The organism is Corynebacterium sp. HMSC30G07 (assembly GCF_001806945.1).
GTDB lineage: Bacteria > Actinomycetota > Actinomycetes > Mycobacteriales > Mycobacteriaceae > Corynebacterium > Corynebacterium riegelii.
In genome coordinates this window covers 63,267-81,279 of the sequence record NZ_KV786453.1, presented here as the reverse complement: position 1 = coordinate 81,279, position 18,013 = coordinate 63,267, and the positions used below count along the sequence as shown (strand labels likewise).

Here is an 18,013-nt window from a genome sequence, read left to right as displayed (position 1 = left end):
CACTATTTCCGCATGCACATTCACACCACAGGCTGGCGGTTGCATTCAGTATAGACTGCCACCCCACACGCCCTGTCCGTCGATAAGAAAATGCCAAACGAACGTTCGAACCGCACCGCTAAACGAGACTTCACCGAGCCCAACTGGGGCCACCCCGCCCCAAAAACCCGTCACCCCAAGAGGTTGAACACCGAGGCACCTGCTTGCCCGCCATGTCGCGACCGATCAGTCAACCATGCGGCGATCGATGACATACACTGTCATGCATGATTCGCACCCGCACCGCAATTGGCCTGGCTACAGCCGCCATGTGCGCCACTGTTTTGGTCAGTAACGCTGACGCTGAAACCGAGACCCCAACCGCAACAGCAACAGCAACTGCCACAGGCACCGAAACACCAACAGCCACTGCAACCCCCACCCCGGGCTCGACGGTGACCACCACCGTGACCACCAAGCCAACGGTGACGGTGACGAAGTCCACCAAGACCACCACCCCGACGACCACGGAGCAGAAGTCCGACACGCTGACTATTCTGCGTGCGTTTTCCTCGGGTGACTTCTCTGAGGTGAGCACGACGGGCATCATCCTGTTTGTCATCGGCATCATCACCGCACTGCTGAATATGGCGTTGCAGATGGATAAGGAGCAGGTGGATAAGGTGCTCGCGGACGTCCGCAAGCAACTGCCTGACCTGCCGTTTTAACCCCTAGGCTGCTATGAAGGGCATCATCCTCGCGGGCGGTTCCGGCACTCGGCTATACCCGATTACTCAGGGCATTTCGAAGCAGCTGATGCCCATTTATGACAAGCCGATGGTGTACTACCCGCTGACCACCCTGATCAGCGCGGGCATCCGCGAGATCCTGGTGATCACCACCCCGGAGGATAGGCCGGCATTTGAGCGGCTGCTTGGCGACGGCTCCCAGCTCGGCCTCATGCTCTCCTACGCAGAGCAGCCCTCCCCGGATGGTCTTGCGCAGGCGTTCATCATCGGCGAGGACTTCATTGGGGACGACTCGGTGGCCCTGGTCTTGGGCGACAACATCTTCGACGGCTCGGAGCTGACCCGCATCCTGGGCGAAACTCGCAAGGTGGAGGGTGGCGCGATCTTTGCCTACGAGGTCTCGGACCCGCAGCGTTATGGCGTGGTGGAGTTTGACCCGGATGGCACGGTGTTGTCCATTGAGGAGAAGCCAGAAACGCCGAAGTCCAACTTTGCGGTGGTGGGGCTGTATTTCTATGACAACTCGGTGGTGGAGATTGCAAAGTCAATTACCCCGAGCGAGCGCGGGGAGCTGGAAATCACTGCGGTGAATGACGCATATCTCAAGCGCGGCCAGCTGAAGGTGCACCGCCTGCACCGGGGTGATGTGTGGCTGGACACGGGCACGATTGACTCCATGTCAGAAGCCAGTGCGTATGTGGAGGTCATCCAGAAGCGCACTGGCACCGTGATTGGTTCCCCGGAGGTGGCCGCCTACCGGGAGGGCTTTATTGACGCGTCGCAACTGGAGCGTTTGGCGGAGCCGGTGATGAAGTCCGGCTACGGGCGCTACCTACTGGATGCGGTGCGGGACTAAGTACGAGATTAGGGTTTTGTGACATGGCTTCACTAGCTGTTTTGATGAGCGTGTACCGCGGCACGGATGCGGGCGAGTTGGCTGTGTGCTTGCAGTCGCTGGCGGCGCAGACGCGTCCGGCGGATGAGGTTGTGGTGGTGCTGGACGGCCAGGTCTCCGAAGCGGTGATGGAGGTGTTAGCGGGGTTCCCGGCGCGCCTGGTGCCGTTGAAGCACAACGTCGGCCTTGGCAAGGCGCTCAACGCTGGACTGGAAACCGTTGATTCGGAGTTTGTTGCCCGCCTGGATTCGGATGATGCGGCGTACCCGCAGCGCTTTGAGCGCCAGCTGGAGTTTCTGGCCCACCACCCGGAGGTGGCCGCCGTTGGCTCGGCGGTGCGCGAGTTTGAGCATCGTATTGAAGACGCTGGCCCGGTCCGTGCACTTCCGGAGAATCCACGGAATTACGCGAAGATGAATTCGCCGTTGAATCATCCGTCCGTAATGTTCCTCGCGGATGCGGTGCGCCAGGTGGGCAGCTACCAGCACGTGCCGTTTATGGAGGATTATGACCTCTGGGCGCGGCTGCTCAGCAACGGGTGGGAGCTGGCGAATCTACCGGAGCCGTTGACGTATCTGCGGGTTAATGATGCGCAGTTGCGGCGTCGTGCGGCTGGTGAGACGCGTCGTGCGGAGCTGACCATGCAGCGCAATTTGGTGGCCTATGGGTTGGTGTCGCGCCCGCGAGCGGTATTCAACTTTGCGGTGCGAAATGCGTACCGGATGCTGCCAATCGGTGTGACTAAGCGCGTGTACTCGCGTCTATTCCACCGTGGCCAGTAAGGGCGACTAAGGTATCCCTGCGATGGATACGTCGCGTACACTCCCTGATTTCAGCGACACCTGGCTTGTCATTCCTTGCTTCAATGAGGGCCAGGTGATTTTTGACGTTATTGCGAATGCTCGCGAGACGTTCCCCAACATCGTTGCGGTCAATGACGGCTCGCGCGACAACTCGGCGGAAGCCATCCACGCTGCTGGTGCGCATTTGGTGAACCACCCGGTGAACTTGGGCCAGGGCGCGGCAATTCAGACGGGTGTGGAGTACGCACGTGCACAACCGGGCGCGCAGTACTTTGTCACCTTTGACGCCGATGGCCAGCACCAGGTCAAGGACGTTGTGGCGATGGTTAATCGTCTGCGCACGGAGCCGGTGGACATCATCGTGGGTACGCGTTTTGCGGGCCAGGATAATTCGCAGGTGCCGTGGATTAAGCGCGTGGTGTTGAAGACGGTGGTGATGCTGTCGCCACGCACGAAGCGCCTGGGTCTTAGCGACGCACACAATGGCCTCCGCGCCTTCAACCGCAAGGTGGCCGAAGAGATGGACATTCGCATGAACGGGATGAGCCACGCCTCGGAGATTGTGGCGATGATTGATAATCACGGTTGGCGTGTGGCCGAGCAGCCGGTGGATATTTTGTACACGGAGTACTCCATGTCCAAGGGCCAGTCCCTGATCAACGGTGTGAACATTCTTGCAGACGGCCTGATGGCGAGGAGGCTCAAGTGATCCAGATGATCCTGATTGCCGCCACGGTGGCGTTGGCGGTGTATTTCTTCACCAACCGCAAGAAGGCGAATGCGAAGGCGTGGGTGAAGATCGGCTTTGTGCTGATGATGCTCGCCGCCGTGTGGGCGATCCTGCGCCCGGATGATGTCACGGTCCTGGCCAACTGGTTGGGGGTTGACCGCGGTACGGATCTGATGCTGTATGTGCTGATCGTCGCTTTTTTCTTTACGACGATTTCCACGTGGACCCGCTTCCGCGAACAAGAACTGCGCTACGCGCGCCTTGCCCGGGCGGTGGCGTTACAAAACGCCGTACCGCCGGAAGCAGACTAAGACGCCGCGATCACGTTGGCCACGTGCTCGTGGCCGCGCTGGTTCACGTGAATCGGCAGGTTGCCGGCGCCGCTGTAGAAGTCCACTAGGCCAGCCCACATGCGGGCGTGGTCAGGTGCGCACATACTGTTGTTCCACGTGGACGGCTTTAGATCTAGGAACTCGATGCCGGTTGCTCGCGCCAGGTCTACCTGTGCCCACTGGATGCTGTCTTCCCAATCGGCAACGGCCGGGAACGGCGTAGTGTCGCTGACGTTCGGCGCAACGTGGAAGAGGCACACGTTGCCGTTCTGCGTGACCTTGGGGTAGCCAACGATCTGGATTCGTGCGTTGGGGGCGGCGGCGCGGATGCGTTGGATTTGGGGCGCCATGGCGGCGACCCAGTCGCGGCGGAAGGTGGCGCGATCGCGTCCGTCGTTATGGTACGTGTCGTTGAATCCGGTGGAGATGATGACGCGGGCGGTGTTGGGGTTCAGGCCACCGTCGTTAACCGCGCGGGTGACCTGGGAGGAAAACTGCGGTCCCTTTTGGATGGAAACGGTGCCGGTGCAGGAGTAGTCCCAGGCTGGCAGGCCCAGTTTGGCAGCGGAGCGCTTACCCCAGCTGGTTGGGCTGGTTGGGCACCAGGTGGTGATGTCGGAGGAGCCCTGGCCGCCGATGCCCAGTTTGCCGCCGAGCCACTGGGCCGCATTCGGGTCGGAGACTACGGAGTCACCGAAAACGACCATGTTGCGCTGCTGCGCCTGGGCCATCTGTGGTGCGGTTACAGACTGTGCGAATGTGCCGAGGCACAGCGCAGCAGCGACGAGCGCTTTGGCTTTATTTCGGGCTTTGGTGCGCCCGGTTTTTCCAAACATTCGCTTTCCTCCCAATTTTCCCACTGGAAACATTTGTAACTTCAGTAACTTACGCTACCGTAGCACTATGCGACCAACCGCACACCCTACGTTTCTACTGAAATCCTTCGCCCGATTCGTCCCGGCCGTTACACGCGCGGGCATCATCAGCGCCGAAGGCGGCCCCCTTGCGGCCCTCAAAGTCCTGCCCAACCTGGCACGTTTCCACTTCACCACCGCCAGGGAGATCGAACAAGGCGCAGCCGCTACGCCTGAGCGCACCGCTCTTATCGACGACTCCGGCGTCCTCAACTACCGCCAACTTCGCGACCAATCGCGCTCACTCGCCGCCTGGCTCCTTGAGACCAAAGAGGAACGCGGTCTTGATGAGCTACGCATTGGCGTGATGGCACGCAACGGCCGCGGCATCATCCTGCCGCTAGGCGCCAAGGGCTATGCCGGCGGACACATCTTCCTGCTAAACATCGGCTCCTCCCCGGAGCAGCTGCGCGGCATCTTCGCAGAAACCGGCATCAACATCTTGTTCATTGATGACGAGTTCCTCCCCCGCCTCCCCGAAACCGACACCATCATGGACAACATCACGGTTGTCCGCGCCTTTGAAGAGGAGGACGGCGCGGGAATGTTGAGGTTGGCGGAGTTGGTGGGTCGGCGTGGCGTCGGCAAGCAACTGCCCATGTGGCCCAAGCACGGCAACATTGTGCTGATGAGCTCGGGCACCACCGGCATCCCCAAGGGCATCGTGCGGCCCGAGCCGAAGCTGCCGTTTGTGGTGGCGGGCTACCTGGAGGCGATCCCGTGGCGCGCCGGCGACACCGTGCAGCTTTCCGCGTCCATCTTCCACACCTGGGGCTGGTCCGCACTCCAGGTAGCGCTGGCAACCCGCTCCACCATTGTCACGCGCCGCGTTTTTGACCCGGAAGTGTGCTTCCAACAGATCCAGAACTACCGCTGCACCGGCCTGATCTCCTCACCGATCTTTTTCAAGCAGATGCTGGACCTGGACGAAAACTACGACACGTCTACCCTGCGCTACCTAGCCACCGCCGGAAACGCCATCACGCCGGCGCTGTTGCGGCGCACCACCGAACGTTTCGGCCCGATCATTGCCAATATCTACGGCTCCACCGAGCTCGCCCTGGCCGCCGCCGCAACACCCGAACAGCTGCAGGCAGACCCAAGCATCGCGGGCAAGGTTCCCCCTGGCACGGTGCTCAAGCTTTTCGACGCCAACGGCAACGAAGTCCCCACCGGCGAAACCGGCCGCATCTTCCTCCACAACGAAACCGCCCTGCGCAGCTACACCAACCCGGCGACCAAGGCCGAAGTAATCGACGGGCTTATCGAGATCGGCGACCTCGGCTACTTCGACGAAGACGGCTTCCTCCACGTCCTGTCCCGCAATGACGACATGATCATCGTCGGCGGCGAAAACGTCCACCCGCAATCCGTCATTGAGGTGCTCGAAGAGATGCCGGGTGTGGACGAGGTCTACGCCCACGGCGTTGATGATGACGTGATGTTTAAACGCATCGCCGTCTGGATCGTCCGCGCTGGTGACTCGGCGGGGGATGCACTCACCGCAGATTCCGTCCGCGACTGGGTGCGCAACCACCTGGCGGACCATTCCATCCCGCGTGACGTGCACTTTGTTGAGGAGTTGCCGCGAAACGCCATTGGCAAGGTCGTGCCGCGCTTGCTGCCGGAAAGCCGCCGGGACAGCTAATGGCACGCGCCACGTACGCGCTCACCCTCGCGTTTTTGATCACCGCCGGGTGGTCCGCGAACCACTTCGCGTCGGTGCTGGTGCTGCTGCGCCGCGACCACGACGTCTCCGCCGTGTTGGCCAACAGCGCCTACGGTATCTACGCGGTTGGACTCTTCCCCAGCCTGCTCATCGGCGGGTGGGTCGCCGACCGCTTCGGTTCCCGCCCCGCCGTGGTTACGGGCACCGTTATCGCGGCCGCGGGCAACGTCTACCTCATGCTGGGCGTCCCCGGACACGGGTTGCTCCTCGGCCGCTTCATCGTCGGGCTCGGGGTGGGTCTGGTGGTCAGCGCCGGCACCGCCTGGGCAGGCAGGCTCCGCGGCGCGAGTGGCGCCACCGCCGCGGGCATCGCCCTGACCACCGGGTTCATGCTTGGTCCGGTTTCCTCCGGCGTGGTCGCCCACCTGGCCGCGGACGCGGTGAAGATCCCGTTCGTGGTGCCGATTGTGATGGCTGTGGGGGTGATGGTGGCGTCGATACGCATGCGCGACGACGGCGCACCTGCGGTGACGCGGACGGCTGAGACTCGCTCCGCGCACAGCGAGGCCAAGGCGCTCGCGACTGCGGTGCCGATGGGGATCTGGGTCTTCGCCTCAATCACGACGGCGATGGTGGTGCTGGCCGGGCGCACCGACTTTGCCATCGGCGCGGCGTTTATGCCCGGCGTGGCCGCTGTGCTGGGCTTTAGCGTGGCGCTGGCCGTGCAGGCGCTCGCGCGCCGCGGGCAGTGGGGGCCGCGCGCAGGCGTGGTCGGGGCGCTCGGTGCGGCCGGCGGCATGGCGCTCATCGCGGTTGGCGGGGCACGACCTTCTGCCGCCGTGTTCCTGGCTGCTACCGCACTGCTCGGGTTGGCGTACGGGCTGTGCCTGCGCGAGGGGCTTCTCGACGTCGACGAGTACACCCCGCCCGAAAAACGCGGCCGCGTCATCGGGCTGTACTACGTGGCCACCTACATCGGGTTCGGGATCTCGCCGCTGATCGCGTGGATCACGCCGCGCGTCGGGCCGAGCCTGCCGTTTGCGGTGTTCGCCGTGCTCGCCGCGAGCTCCGCGCTCATCCGCAGCGCGCAGATTCAACGCGGGTACCTGGTGCGCGGGGTTGTTGGGGGTTGAGGTTCGGGGTGTGTGGCGTCGTGGGTATGCGGGCCTAGATGGAGCTAGCTCCGTTTAGAGGGCGCGGCGAGACGGCTGTCGATTCCGCATAGTTAGTACTCGTAACGGATTAATCGACGCATCCGGCTATCCGGTACTGCACGCGGTCTCTTTCCCAGTGATCGCCCCTATTCCCGCGCGTTGTTGAAACCATCCGTGATGATGCGCCACAGAGAACTGATGATGACTGCGGTAATTAAGTAACCGCTGACCACGTAATTGAAAAGGCCGCTACACATCTCATCGCTGAGTATGTCGTAGATCAGAAAAACCGGTGCTAGCACAACCATCACGACTAAGAAACGGTATGGAGAAAGCACCTTTCGCTTAGCCGACAGGTGGACTAGGTACCCCATTGCCATGATGCATAACGAGATGAAGAGCGCGACCACTGCGCCAAGAGCCACATAGAGCAAATTTCTCTCCGAGTTCTTTTAGGGGTGGCCACCACAACCGGGGACAACTCGGCAAGCCACACCAACAACGAAACCCCAGCTAAAACTATTGTCTAGCTGGGATTTTAGTTGAGCCACCTGCGAGAATCGAACTCGCGACCTTCTCATTACGAGTGAGATGCTCTACCGACTGAGCTAAGGTGGCCGGACACAACATTGTGCGCAACACAGTACGCAGTGTGTACCGGGATGACAGTGTAGTGGACATCACCGAACAAAAGAAACGCACTGGTCAGGGCCAGAAAAACCTCATCAGCGGGCGCCGCAAGCTTTACGGATGTGCCCAAGCATGCCGTTAAACGCCACGGTGGGATCAACGCTTTGGTGTAGGCGGGCGCGGCATTGGGCGATGGCGTCCTGGCAGGCCACCAGACCTTCAAGGGACACGCGCTTGGCAATCTCCTCCGCCAGGCCAGAAAAGTCCGGGTGGGTCAGGGGCACTTCCGCACCGGACTTGAACACCAGCGCGTCGCGGTAGATGCCGGCGAGGTCTACGAGGGCGAGGTCGAGGGCGTCACGTTTGCGTCGAGTAGCACGCGCCTTCTGCGCGACCTCAAGCTCTTTGAGCTCGCTGGCAGTGCCGGACATTGCTTTGGCGGCACCGCGCCCCTTCGTGCCAACGCCAAGCGCTACTTCAAGCTTTTCGCGCTCTAGAGCGTCCGCCTCGGCGTAGTCGTCCACCGCCTCCTTCTGCACGCGCTTGACCAGGGTGGACACCGCCTGGAAGCCTTGGGCGCCGTGGAAGACCAGCTCCGCCAAGTTGATGGCGGCAGCGCGGCGCAACTGCACCGATTCCATGGTCACCAGCTTGCGGGCGCGCCCGATGTGGTGCAGGGACGCTGCCGCAGCCAGCTGCGCATCGTGCTCACTGGCGCCCTCTTCCTTCATAAGCACGCGGACCACTTCCCGCTGCGAGGGCGCCGGGATGTAGAGGTGCCTACAGCGTGAGCGCAGCGTCTGCGAGATGTCTTGGGGGTCCGTGGACGGCGCACACAACACGATCACGGTCTGTTCCGGTGGCTCCTCAACGGTTTTGAGGAGCACGTCGGCCGCCTCCTTGGTAAGGCGGTCGGCGTTTTGGATGATGAGGATGCGGTGTGACGCAACCGTCGGCAAGCGGGAAGCTTGAGCAACAATCTCACGCACCGGCTCAACTTTGATGGCAAGCTCGCGCGGCACGACATGCACCAGGTCGGTGTGGGTGCCCGCCAGGGCATCGCGGCAGGACTTGCAGCGGCCGCAGCCGATCTCGGACGGGTCTTCACACATCAGCGCCGCGGCGAACGCCAGCGCCGCATTCGAGCGGCCAGCGCCGGGCGGGCCCGTGAACAACCAGGCGTGCGCAAAGGCGTGGGGGTCCGCACCTTCCACTCCGCGTGCGGCTGCGGCGGCGGCCAAAATTGTGTCGCGGACCTTGGGTGCATCAGCAAGTCGCTGTGCAACGCTGCGCGGAGCTACGGTAGTCACAACGGCTAAGGGTACTCGGCGCTAAGGTGATACACCATGAAACGACTTTGGCGCGGCCTTACCTGGCTCATGCGCACATCGTGGCCGCTGTACGCCGCGAGTGTGCTGGGCACCAATGTCGTTGGCGCCATCGCCATCATGTTGTTCGTGCGCTACCTGCTGCCCATGCGCGAGGTTGAAGAACTCAGCCTGGACCACATGGGCCTGGGGCTCATCGGCGTGATCTACTTCGCCCTGGCCGTGGTTATTGGCCTGATTGTGACGCTGCTGCTCTTCCGCCCGGTTTTGGAATGGCAGTTAAGTCCGGACGATCATGACCCGAATATGGTGCGCAACCTGGTACTTCGCCTGCCTGTTTTGCAGACGGGCATTGTGGTTGCGGTGTGGCTGGTTGGCATTGCAATCATCACGTTTGTGGCCTCCCGCCTGTCGTGGCAGCTGGCGTTAGTTATTTTCGTAGCCACGCTGCTCACCTGTTTTGTCATGGCGGTGTTGACGTACCTGCAGGCAGAGCGCCTGGTGCGCCCAGTTGCGGCGACGGCGTTGGCGCGCAGGTTTGAAGATTCCACGCTTGAGCCACCGATCAAGCAGCGCTTGTACATGACGTGGCTGGTCACCTCCGGCGTGCCGCTTCTGGGCATCCTGCTGCTGTTTGTTGCGCAGGCCCGCGGCTTTTTCACCCACACCCCCGGCGAGTTGATCCCGGCGGCCCTGGTGCTCACCATCGCAGCGCTGATCACCGGCTTTGTGGGCACCGCATTTTCGGTGATGAACGTGGTGGACCCGATTAAGGAGCTGCAGGACGCGATTAACCGCGTGCGCCGCGGTGAGCGCAACACGCAGGTGGATATCTACGACGGCTCGGAGATCGGCGTTCTGCAGGCCGGTTTCAACGAGATGATGCGCGGGCTGAACGAACGCCAGCGCGTGCGGGACATTTTCGGCCGCTATGTCGGCGCCGAGGTTGCCCAGAAGGCCCTAGAGGAAAAGCCGGAGCTAGGCGGTGAGGATCGCCGCGTGGCGGTGCTGTTCATCGACGTGATCGGGTCCACCACCTTCGCCGTCGACCACACCCCGGAGGAGGTTGTGGCGGAGCTCAACCGCTTCTTCGAGATCGTCGTGGACGTGGTGCATGAGAACAAGGGCATCATCAACAAGTTCCAGGGCGACGCTGCCTTGGCGGTTTTTGGAGCTCCAGTTTCGCTTCACGACGCTGCGTCACACGCCCTCCAAGCCGCCCGCGAACTCACCGACGAACTGGCTGGCCTTGAACTCCAGGCAGGCATCGGTGTGGCGTCCGGGCACGTGGTTGCCGGCCACATCGGTGGTTCCGACCGTTTCGAGTACACCGTGATCGGCGACGCCGTTAACGCCGCCGCACGCCTGACGGAACTGGCAAAGGACACCCCGGGCAAGGTGCTCACCAACGCGGCGACCCTGCGCGCAGCCAATGAGGTGGAGCAGCAGCGCTGGACCCTGATGAAGTCCGTGGAGCTGCGCGGCCGCAACAAGATGACGCAGTTGGCCCGTCCGGTGCGCTCCACCCTGGCGGACCGCTCCTAACCCGTCCTAATCCGACCGCCGCTACTTCCTGCGGGCCTTGACCACACGCTTCGTGGTTTTCTTTGCACGCTTCGTGGTTTTCTTTGCACGCTTCTTGGTGGCCTTCTTGGCGGCACCACCATCCGCCGCCTCGCGGGCGCGGCGGGCAGACAGCAGCTCGTTGGCGCGCTCGTCCGTCATGGTCTCTGGCGTATCACCACGCTGCAGAGAGGCGTTGGTCACGCCGTCGGTGACGTAGGGGCCGAAGCGGCCGTCCTTAATGGACATCGGCTTGCCGGTCACGTCATTGTCACCCAGCATCTTCAACGGCGGCTTCGCAGCAGCACGGCCGCGGCGCTTCGGCTCCGCATAAATGCGGCGGGCTTCCTCCAGCGTGATGTTGAAGATCTGGTCCTCGCTGGCCAAGGAGCGCGAGTCGCTGCCCTTCTTCAGGTACGGGCCGTAGCGGCCGTTCTGCGCGGTGATCACCTCGCCATCAGCCGGGTCCACGCCAACCTCACGCGGCAGCGACAACAGCTTCAGCGCCTCCTCCAACGTCACCGTCGCCGGCTCCATGGAGGCAAACAGGGATGCGGTGGCTGGCTTGAGCTGCTCGTCCACCAGCGCTGCGATGCGCTTTTCCTTCTGCGCAGCCGCCGTCTTGGTCTCCCAGTTCTTGGCGCGCTTGCCTTCTTCCGCACGCTGCTTGTCTTCCGCGGCACGCTCTTCGGCGACAACTTCTTCGGCGTGGGCTTCGGCTTTCACGCGTTCGTCGTCACGCACGAGCTCTGTCACGTACGGACCGTAACGGCCCTCCTTGGCCACAATCATGCGACCGTTGGCCGGGTTTTCGCCCAGCTCACGGCCGGACTGCGGGGTGGCGAAGAGCTTCTCCGCCATCTCAAGGGTGATCTCATCCGGCGTGACGGACTCGGACAGATTCGCGCGCTGGTACTCCGGCTCGCCGTCTGCGGTGGTACCCACCACACGCTCAATGTAGGGGCCGTAACGGCCAACACGCACGATGACGTCGCGCCCCTCGCTGTCCTCGAACAGCTTCAGTGAGTTCGCCTCCCTGGCGTCAATGGACTCCAGGTTTGCGTCAATCATGTGCTTCAAACCGCCGCGGCGCGCAATGGCATCCGCCATGGTGTCGCGCGCATCAGCGTCACCGAAGTAGAAGCCGGTGAGCCACTGCGTGCGGTCCTCATTGCCGTGCGCGATCTCATCCAGCTCATCTTCCATGGATGAGGTGAAGTCATAATCCACCAGCGCGTCAAAGTTGTTCTCCAAAAGGCCAACCACGGAAAACGCAACCCACGTAGGCACAAGCGCGTTGCCGCGGGCAGCCACGTAGCCGCGGTCCTGGATGGTCTTGATAATGCTGGCGTAGGTGGACGGGCGGCCAATGCCCAGCTCCTCCATCTTCTTCACCAGGGAGGCTTCGGTGTAGCGCGCCGGCGGGTTCGTGGAGTGCTCATCGGCGCTGATGCCGTTGACGTTCAGCGCATCACCCTCAGCTACCTGCGGCAGGTGCGTCTCCTTGTCCTGGTCAGAGTAGGCGCGCAGCCAGCCCGGGAAGGTGATCGTGCGGCCGGTAGCGGCAAACTCAGCGACCTCGCCGGTATTCGCCTCACCGGTCACCGTGATCTTCGTGGAGTTGCCGCGCGCGTCCGTCATCTGGGAGGCAACGGTGCGCTGCCAGATCAGCTCATAGAGCTTGAACTCTTCGGCATCCAGGGAGCCCGCCAGCTGACCCGGCGTTGCAAAACGCTCACCAGCTGGGCGAATCGCCTCGTGCGCCTCCTGGGAGTTCTTCACCTTGCGCTCATAGACCCGCGGGGAATCCGCCACAAAGTTCGCACCGTAGAGCTCACGCGCCGCAGCACGCGCCGCATCCAGGCCCTGCTTGGACAAAGACGTCGAGTCTGTACGCATATAGGTAATGTGGCCGTTTTCGTACAAACGCTGCGCAATGCGCATCGTGCGCGCGGACGTAAAGTGCAGCTTGCGGCCAGCCTCCTGCTGCAGCGTCGACGTCATAAACGGCGCATAGGGCTTACGCGTGTACGGCTTCTCCTCCACGCTGGTCACCCGCATAGTATCGCCGAACGCACCAGCCAAGCTTTGGGCTTTTTGCTTATCGACGACCACCGCCTCCCCCTTCAACCGCCCCCTATCGTCGAAGTCGCGTCCTTGGGCGATACGTGCGCCGTCGATAGTAATGAGCTTCGCATCGAAGTTCGTGTCGCCGCTCTGCGGGGTAAGCGAAGCCGTGAGATCCCAATACTCCGCAGCAATGAACGCCATGCGCTCACGCTCACGCTCCACAATCACACGCGTAGCCACCGACTGCACACGGCCAGCCGACAGACGCGGCATAACCTTCTTCCACAAAACCGGGCTGACCTCATAGCCATACAGACGGTCCAAGATGCGGCGCGTTTCCTGCGCATCCACCAAATCCATATCCAACTCGCGAGTGTTTTCGGCGGCCTCACGAATCGCGGACTCAGTAATCTCGTTGAACACCATGCGCTCAACCGGCACCTTCGGCTTCAACGTCTCCAGCAAGTGCCAGGCAATCGCCTCACCCTCACGGTCCGGGTCTGTTGCCAGAAGAAGCTTGTCCGACTCCTTGAGCTTGGCCTTTAAGTCCGAAACCTTCTTCTTTTTATCCGGGCTGACCACATAGATAGGCGCGAAGCTTTCATCCGGGTTCACACCCAGCTTCGCCCACGGCTCATTTTTGTACTTCGCCGGAATATCGGCAGCGCGACTGGGCAAATCGCGGATATGGCCCACCGAGGCCTCCACAATATAATTGTCACCCAAATACTTTTGGATCTTCTTCGCCTTGGTCGCCGACTCAACGATCACCAGGGTCTTGCCGCTCGCAGCCACGCTGATGTGACACCTCACTTCACTTTGCCGAAACTTCCTCATTTGTAGCAGATCACGGCAACACTACCCCTGCAAGGACCCTGCGAACCTTGCCCCCAAGGGTTTGTGGCGCAGAAGACTACACTAGCTGGGGAGCTTATTTTGGGCCTGTATTTGGCCCTGCATTTGGAAGGAGGCTTACGGCGTGGAAGCAATGTCATCACTCATGGACGCATTCATTGCATTCCTGCACATGCTGATGGCAACGCCGTTCTTCTACCCGCTGCTCAGCCTTGTCATTGTGGGCGACGCCATCTGCCCCCTCCTGCCCAGCGAAACCATCCTCAACCTGGCCGGGGCGTTCTCCGCGTCTCAAGGTGTCCCCGACCTGAAATACACCATCATCGCCGCCATCATCGGTGGTGTGGTTGGAGACAATATCTGTTTCGCCCTCGGCGGCCGCCTCATCGGCGTGGTCAACCGCCTCGACCCGGACTCCAAAGCCGGCCAAGCCATCCAATGGGTGCGCCGCAACATGAAACGCAGCGCCGGCATCACCATCCTCGTCGGCCGTTTCCTCCCCTGGGCCCGGTGGGTTGCCACCATTGTTTTTGCTTCCGTTGGCTACAACTGGTTCGCCTTCTTTATTTACGACACCATCGGTGTCATCCTCTGGGCCTCCCTCGCCGTGGGCTTGGGCTACGCCGGTGGCTCCCTGCTTGCGGACTACCCCCTGCTCGCCATGATCGTCGGCGTTGCGCTGGGGTCCTTGGTTGGCCTGATCATCCAGCGTGTGCAGAACTGGTTCTTTGAAAACCGCGACATCCGCCGAGGTGTGTCGGAGGTCTAGGGGTTTCGGGCTGGGGCTTTAGCTTTTCAGGGGCGCCGCTGCACTAATCCCGAAATTGTTGCATTCTGAACCCTAAACGCCCAAGTGGCGACACGAGCTCCCCAGATTGTTGCACCGCGGATGCCAACCCCACGGACTAGCCACTCCCCCAACGAAAAAGCCCCCACCACCAGGGCGGGGACTATCAAGAGCGGTAAACGCCCGAGGTAACAAAACGCTAGATGACGTTTACCTGCTGGGCCTGCGGGCCCTTCTGGCCTTCGCCAATCTCGAACTCAACCTGCTGGTTCTCTTCGAGGGTGCGGAAGCCGGAGCCCTGAATCTCGGAGTAGTGAACGAAGAGGTCTGCGGATCCGTCGCTTGGTGCGATGAAACCGTAGCCCTTTTCTGCGTTGAACCACTTGACAGTTCCAGTTGCCATTGTGTGTTTGGACCTTTCGAAAGACGTGATGTTCTTGGAGTTGTCGTCCACCAGGACTTCGAAAGACCTGGCGCCCGCGTGCACAATCCTCGCGAGCGCCGCCGTAGGGCGCGCACAAAATCTGTGAACGTTTCCCAGTCTGCCACGAATTGGCCTGCGCGGCTACCCTGCTTGCATGGAAGATTTCGGCGACAGTCTCATTGGTTCCCTCAAGCGCCGTCTGCCGCATTCCACCATCACGCATGTTGAGAAGGTGCCGGCGTGCCCGGCGCGTTTCGCCAGCTGGCCAGCGTGGGTTGAGCCGAGTTTGGAGCAGTTGCTTGTTCACGCCGACGTCACCCACCCCTACATCCACCAATCAGCAACCGCGGAGCATGCGTGGGCGGGGCGTGATGTGGTGGTGGCAACGGGGACGTCTTCAGGCAAGTCGCTTGGTTATCAGCTGCCGGTGTTGTCTGCGCTGGCTGCGGATGAGAAGGCGTGTGCGTTGTATGTGACGCCGACGAAGGCGTTGGGCTCTGACCAGTTGCAGGCAACCACGCAGATGGTGCGGGGTGCGGCAGGACTGCGTGCGGCCAATATCAGCCCGGCGCCGTATGACGGGGATACGCCGCAGGAGGCGCGGGCGGGGATTCGGGAGCAGTCGCGGTTTGTGTTCACCAACCCGGACATGTTGCACGCGGGCATCTTGGCTGGTCATCAGCGGTGGGCGCGGCTGCTTCGGCATTTGCGGTACGTGGTGGTGGATGAGTGCCACACCTACCGCGGGGTGTTTGGGGCGAACGTTGCGTTGGTGCTGCGTCGGTTGATCAGGATTGCGGAGGCTTACGGCGCAACGCCGACGTTTATCTTCGCCTCTGCAACCGCTGCGGATCCGGCGGGCCAGGCGTCCAGGTTGTGTGGGCGCGAGGTCATTGCGGTGACGGAGGACGGTGCGCCCACCGGTGAGCGCACCATCGCCCTGTGGGAACCGGGCTTTATCGAGGGCCCGGACGCCCCGACTGCGGACAATGGTGCGCCGGTGCGCTACGCCGCCACCACCGAGGCGGCTGGCATCATGGCGCAGCTGATTGCAGACGGCGCACGTACCCTCACCTTCGTCCGCTCCCGGCGCGCGGCGGAGATCGTGGCCATGCGCACCCAGGAGGAGCTGGTTCTTTTGGGCAGGCCGGATTTTGCCGAGCGGGTGGCCTCATATCGTGCGGGCTATCTGGCGGAGGATCGTCGCAAGTTAGAGCGCGCACTCGATGAAGGCGAGTTGCTCGGCATGGCCACCACCAACGCGCTTGAGTTGGGCATTGATGTTGGTGGGTTGGACGCTGTGGTGATGGCGGGGTTTCCGGGGACGGTTGCGTCGTTTCGTCAACAAGCAGGGCGCGCGGGCAGGCGGGGTCAGCATTCGGTGGCGGTGCTGGTGGCGCGCGATGACCCGATGGATACCTACCTGGTGCATCACCCGGAGGCGCTTTTGCGCAAGCCGGTGGAAAACAGTGTGTTTAATCCCTCCAATCCGTATTTGCTTCGTGGGCATGTGTACTGCGCGGCCGTTGAGCGCCCGCTGACCAGCGCGGACATTGAGACCTTCGGTGCTGCCGAAGTGGTGGACGAGCTGGTCGACGGCGGTTTCCTGCGCAAGCGCGGGGAGCGCTACTTTGCCGTACCGCAGCTGCAGGGGGAGATCTCCCCGGAGACGGCGCACGCGAACGTGTCGTTGCGCGGCGGGTCCGGCCAGGAGGTGGCGATTGTGGACGTCACCGACGGCCGCCTGCTTGGCACCGTGGATGCAGCGCGCGCGATGAGCCAGGTTCACGACGGCGCCGTGTACATCCACCAGGGCGAACAATTCGTCGTGGACACGCTGGACCTGGAGGACTACGTGGCGCTTGTGACGCCGGAAACCCCGGACTACACCACGCAGGCGCGCTCCACCACGGACATCACCATCCTGGGCACACCAACTGAGCTGACCAACCCCTCGCCGGGGCTGTGGGTGGCCAATGTGGATGTTGAGGTGGTTGACCGGGTGACGGGCTATGTGGTCCGGCTTGCGGACGGCACCGTCTCCGAACACATCCCGCTCGACTTACCCGAACAACGCCTGATCACCAGGGCGGTGGCCTACACCATCGACCCGATGGCACTGGACGCGATGGGCATTTCCGCGGGCGAAATTCCCGGCGCGCTGCACGCCGCGGAACACGCCGCCATTGGCCTGTTGCCGCTGCTTGCAACGTGCGACCGCTGGGACATCGGCGGAGTATCCACCGCACTGCACCCAGACACGATGCTGCCCACCGTGTTTGTCTACGACGGCCACCCCGGCGGCGCAGGTTTCGCCGACGAGGGCTTCCGCCGCTTCCACGAATGGATCACCGCCACCTACGAGGCGGTGCGCGCCTGCGGGTGCGAGGACGGCTGCCCCTCGTGTGTGCACTCGCCGAAGTGCGGCAACGGCAACCAGCCGCTGGACAAACACGCCGCGCTCAAGCTGCTTGGCGCGCTTGTCACCATGACGTCGGGGCAGAGCATGACGTCGGGGCAGAGCCCCTCCGTCATGAAGAAAGAGAAGGACTAGAGCGGGCCTGCCCGGGCGTGGCCGGTGGCTGTGCGGATGGTGCGGGGGATGGCGGTTGTGGTGGTGACGTGGCCGTCGATAAGCAAGCAATGCTCCAGGGTGGCCGAGTTGAGCTCGGCGGTGCGTGCGGCAACCGCGCAGGCGTCCGCGCCCTGGTAGAGGGCGGTGGCACCCGCGACGGCGGCGAGCTCGGCGGCGACCTGGGCGCGGTGGGAATCCGCAACCGCACCGCCGATCGCCGCCACGGAGGCGGCCAGGGCGACGACGGCGCTGACGATGCCGGCAGAGGTGACGGTGCTCATTGGTACTCCACGGGGAAGATGGCCTGGGCGCGCATGGTGCCAATGGCTGCGGGGACGCGCGCGGTGGCGGTGACTAGGCCTGCGGATTCGCTGATCGCTACCTCACCGCGCGGGGGTTGGTAGCTCACGCCAATGGCGGCCGAGCGGGCCGCCGCACCCGCGATGTCCACTGCGGAGATAAACGCCGCGATGGTGGCAATACCCCCGATGATGGCCGCGGTGACGGTGACCAGCACGGTCATGGACAGTGCGGTTTCGATGGTGGTCATGGCTCA

17 protein-coding genes and 1 tRNA gene are annotated in these 18,013 nt (G+C 62.6%); 10 read left to right on the top strand and 8 right to left on the bottom strand.

What is annotated here, in order from left to right:
* Window positions 1–266: 266 nt before the first annotated feature.
* Genes HMPREF3104_RS03175 through HMPREF3104_RS03155 form a run of 5 tightly spaced genes read left to right on the top strand, consistent with a single transcriptional unit; the run spans window position 267 to window position 3,467 of the window.
* Entirely contained in the window at window positions 267–707 is a 441-nt protein-coding gene (locus tag HMPREF3104_RS03175) for a hypothetical protein (RefSeq protein WP_070494241.1), read from the top strand.
* Between the two features lie 13 nt (window positions 708–720).
* Window positions 721–1,584 (top strand): glucose-1-phosphate thymidylyltransferase RfbA, encoded by an 864-nt coding sequence (rfbA, locus tag HMPREF3104_RS03170; RefSeq protein WP_070494239.1) that lies wholly within the window; start codon window positions 721–723, stop codon window positions 1,582–1,584.
* A 23-nt stretch (window positions 1,585–1,607) separates the two neighbouring features.
* On the top strand, window positions 1,608–2,405 hold the full coding sequence (locus HMPREF3104_RS03165) for a glycosyltransferase (protein WP_070494237.1): 798 nt from the start codon (window positions 1,608–1,610) through the stop codon (window positions 2,403–2,405).
* Between the two features lie 22 nt (window positions 2,406–2,427).
* Window positions 2,428–3,135 (top strand): glycosyltransferase family 2 protein, encoded by a 708-nt coding sequence (locus tag HMPREF3104_RS03160; protein ID WP_070494235.1) that lies wholly within the window; start codon window positions 2,428–2,430, stop codon window positions 3,133–3,135.
* A gap of 5 nt (window positions 3,136–3,140) precedes the next feature.
* Complete coding sequence (locus tag HMPREF3104_RS03155; protein WP_210386481.1) at window positions 3,141–3,467, top strand: DUF2304 domain-containing protein; 327 nt, start codon at window positions 3,141–3,143, stop codon at window positions 3,465–3,467.
* Here HMPREF3104_RS03155 and HMPREF3104_RS03150 read toward each other — a convergent pair.
* The gene (locus HMPREF3104_RS03150; protein WP_070494230.1) at window positions 3,464–4,324 is read right to left on the bottom strand and encodes a GDSL-type esterase/lipase family protein; all 861 of its coding nucleotides are present in this window, start codon (window positions 4,322–4,324) and stop codon (window positions 3,464–3,466) included. The genes HMPREF3104_RS03155 and HMPREF3104_RS03150 overlap by 4 nt on opposite strands.
* A 67-nt stretch (window positions 4,325–4,391) precedes the next feature.
* Here HMPREF3104_RS03150 and HMPREF3104_RS03145 point away from each other — a divergent pair, with 67 nt between their 5' ends.
* Window positions 4,392–6,050, top strand: a complete 1,659-nt coding sequence (locus HMPREF3104_RS03145; protein WP_070494228.1) for an AMP-binding protein — start codon at window positions 4,392–4,394, stop codon at window positions 6,048–6,050.
* Window positions 6,050–7,204 carry an MFS transporter gene (locus HMPREF3104_RS03140; protein ID WP_070494226.1) on the top strand — a complete coding sequence of 385 codons (1,155 nt, stop codon included), beginning with the start codon at window positions 6,050–6,052 and terminating at the stop codon, window positions 7,202–7,204. The genes HMPREF3104_RS03145 and HMPREF3104_RS03140 overlap by 1 nt, the downstream gene beginning before the upstream one ends.
* 167 nt (window positions 7,205–7,371) lie before the next feature.
* Here the strand turns inward: HMPREF3104_RS03140 and HMPREF3104_RS03135 are convergent, their stop codons facing one another.
* The 3 genes from HMPREF3104_RS03135 to HMPREF3104_RS03125 all read right to left on the bottom strand — a co-directional run bounded on the left by HMPREF3104_RS03135 (window position 7,372) and on the right by HMPREF3104_RS03125 (window position 9,165).
* Window positions 7,372–7,650, bottom strand: coding sequence for a hypothetical protein (locus HMPREF3104_RS03135; RefSeq protein WP_070494224.1), 279 nt, complete (start codon window positions 7,648–7,650; stop codon window positions 7,372–7,374).
* A gap of 120 nt (window positions 7,651–7,770) precedes the next feature.
* A tRNA-Thr gene (locus HMPREF3104_RS03130) sits at window positions 7,771–7,843 on the bottom strand.
* 107 nt (window positions 7,844–7,950) lie between these two features.
* Window positions 7,951–9,165, bottom strand: coding sequence for a DNA polymerase III subunit delta' (locus HMPREF3104_RS03125; RefSeq protein WP_070494222.1), 1,215 nt, complete (start codon window positions 9,163–9,165; stop codon window positions 7,951–7,953).
* A 36-nt stretch (window positions 9,166–9,201) separates the two neighbouring features.
* On the opposite strand from HMPREF3104_RS03125, the gene HMPREF3104_RS03120 reads away from it, so the two are divergent.
* Entirely contained in the window at window positions 9,202–10,728 is a 1,527-nt protein-coding gene (locus HMPREF3104_RS03120) for an adenylate/guanylate cyclase domain-containing protein (protein ID WP_070494220.1), read from the top strand.
* A gap of 21 nt (window positions 10,729–10,749) precedes the next feature.
* On the opposite strand, the gene topA is transcribed toward HMPREF3104_RS03120, so the two are convergent.
* Window positions 10,750–13,653 (bottom strand): type I DNA topoisomerase, encoded by a 2,904-nt coding sequence (gene topA / locus HMPREF3104_RS03115; RefSeq protein ID WP_070494219.1) that lies wholly within the window; start codon window positions 13,651–13,653, stop codon window positions 10,750–10,752.
* 151 nt (window positions 13,654–13,804) lie between these two features.
* Between topA and HMPREF3104_RS03110 the strand changes: the two genes are divergently transcribed.
* Window positions 13,805–14,440, top strand: coding sequence for a DedA family protein (locus HMPREF3104_RS03110; RefSeq protein WP_070494216.1), 636 nt, complete (start codon window positions 13,805–13,807; stop codon window positions 14,438–14,440).
* Between the two features lie 217 nt (window positions 14,441–14,657).
* Here the strand turns inward: HMPREF3104_RS03110 and HMPREF3104_RS03105 are convergent, their stop codons facing one another.
* The gene (locus HMPREF3104_RS03105) at window positions 14,658–14,861 is read right to left on the bottom strand and encodes a cold-shock protein (protein ID WP_070494214.1); all 204 of its coding nucleotides are present in this window, start codon (window positions 14,859–14,861) and stop codon (window positions 14,658–14,660) included.
* Between the two features lie 175 nt (window positions 14,862–15,036).
* Here HMPREF3104_RS03105 and HMPREF3104_RS03100 point away from each other — a divergent pair, with 175 nt between their 5' ends.
* A complete protein-coding gene (locus HMPREF3104_RS03100; protein ID WP_070494210.1) occupies window positions 15,037–17,436 on the top strand; it encodes a DEAD/DEAH box helicase in 2,400 nt (799 codons plus the stop codon).
* Here the strand turns inward: HMPREF3104_RS03100 and HMPREF3104_RS03095 are convergent.
* Window positions 17,433–17,738 carry an Rv3654c family TadE-like protein gene (locus HMPREF3104_RS03095; protein WP_052205535.1) on the bottom strand — a complete coding sequence of 102 codons (306 nt, stop codon included), beginning with the start codon at window positions 17,736–17,738 and terminating at the stop codon, window positions 17,433–17,435. The two genes, HMPREF3104_RS03100 and HMPREF3104_RS03095, sit on opposite strands and share 4 nt — an antisense overlap.
* Window positions 17,735–18,007, bottom strand: a complete 273-nt coding sequence (locus tag HMPREF3104_RS03090) for a hypothetical protein (RefSeq protein ID WP_070494209.1) — start codon at window positions 18,005–18,007, stop codon at window positions 17,735–17,737. Before HMPREF3104_RS03090 ends, HMPREF3104_RS03095 begins: the two co-directional genes overlap by 4 nt.
* Window positions 18,008–18,013: the final 6 nt, after the last annotated feature.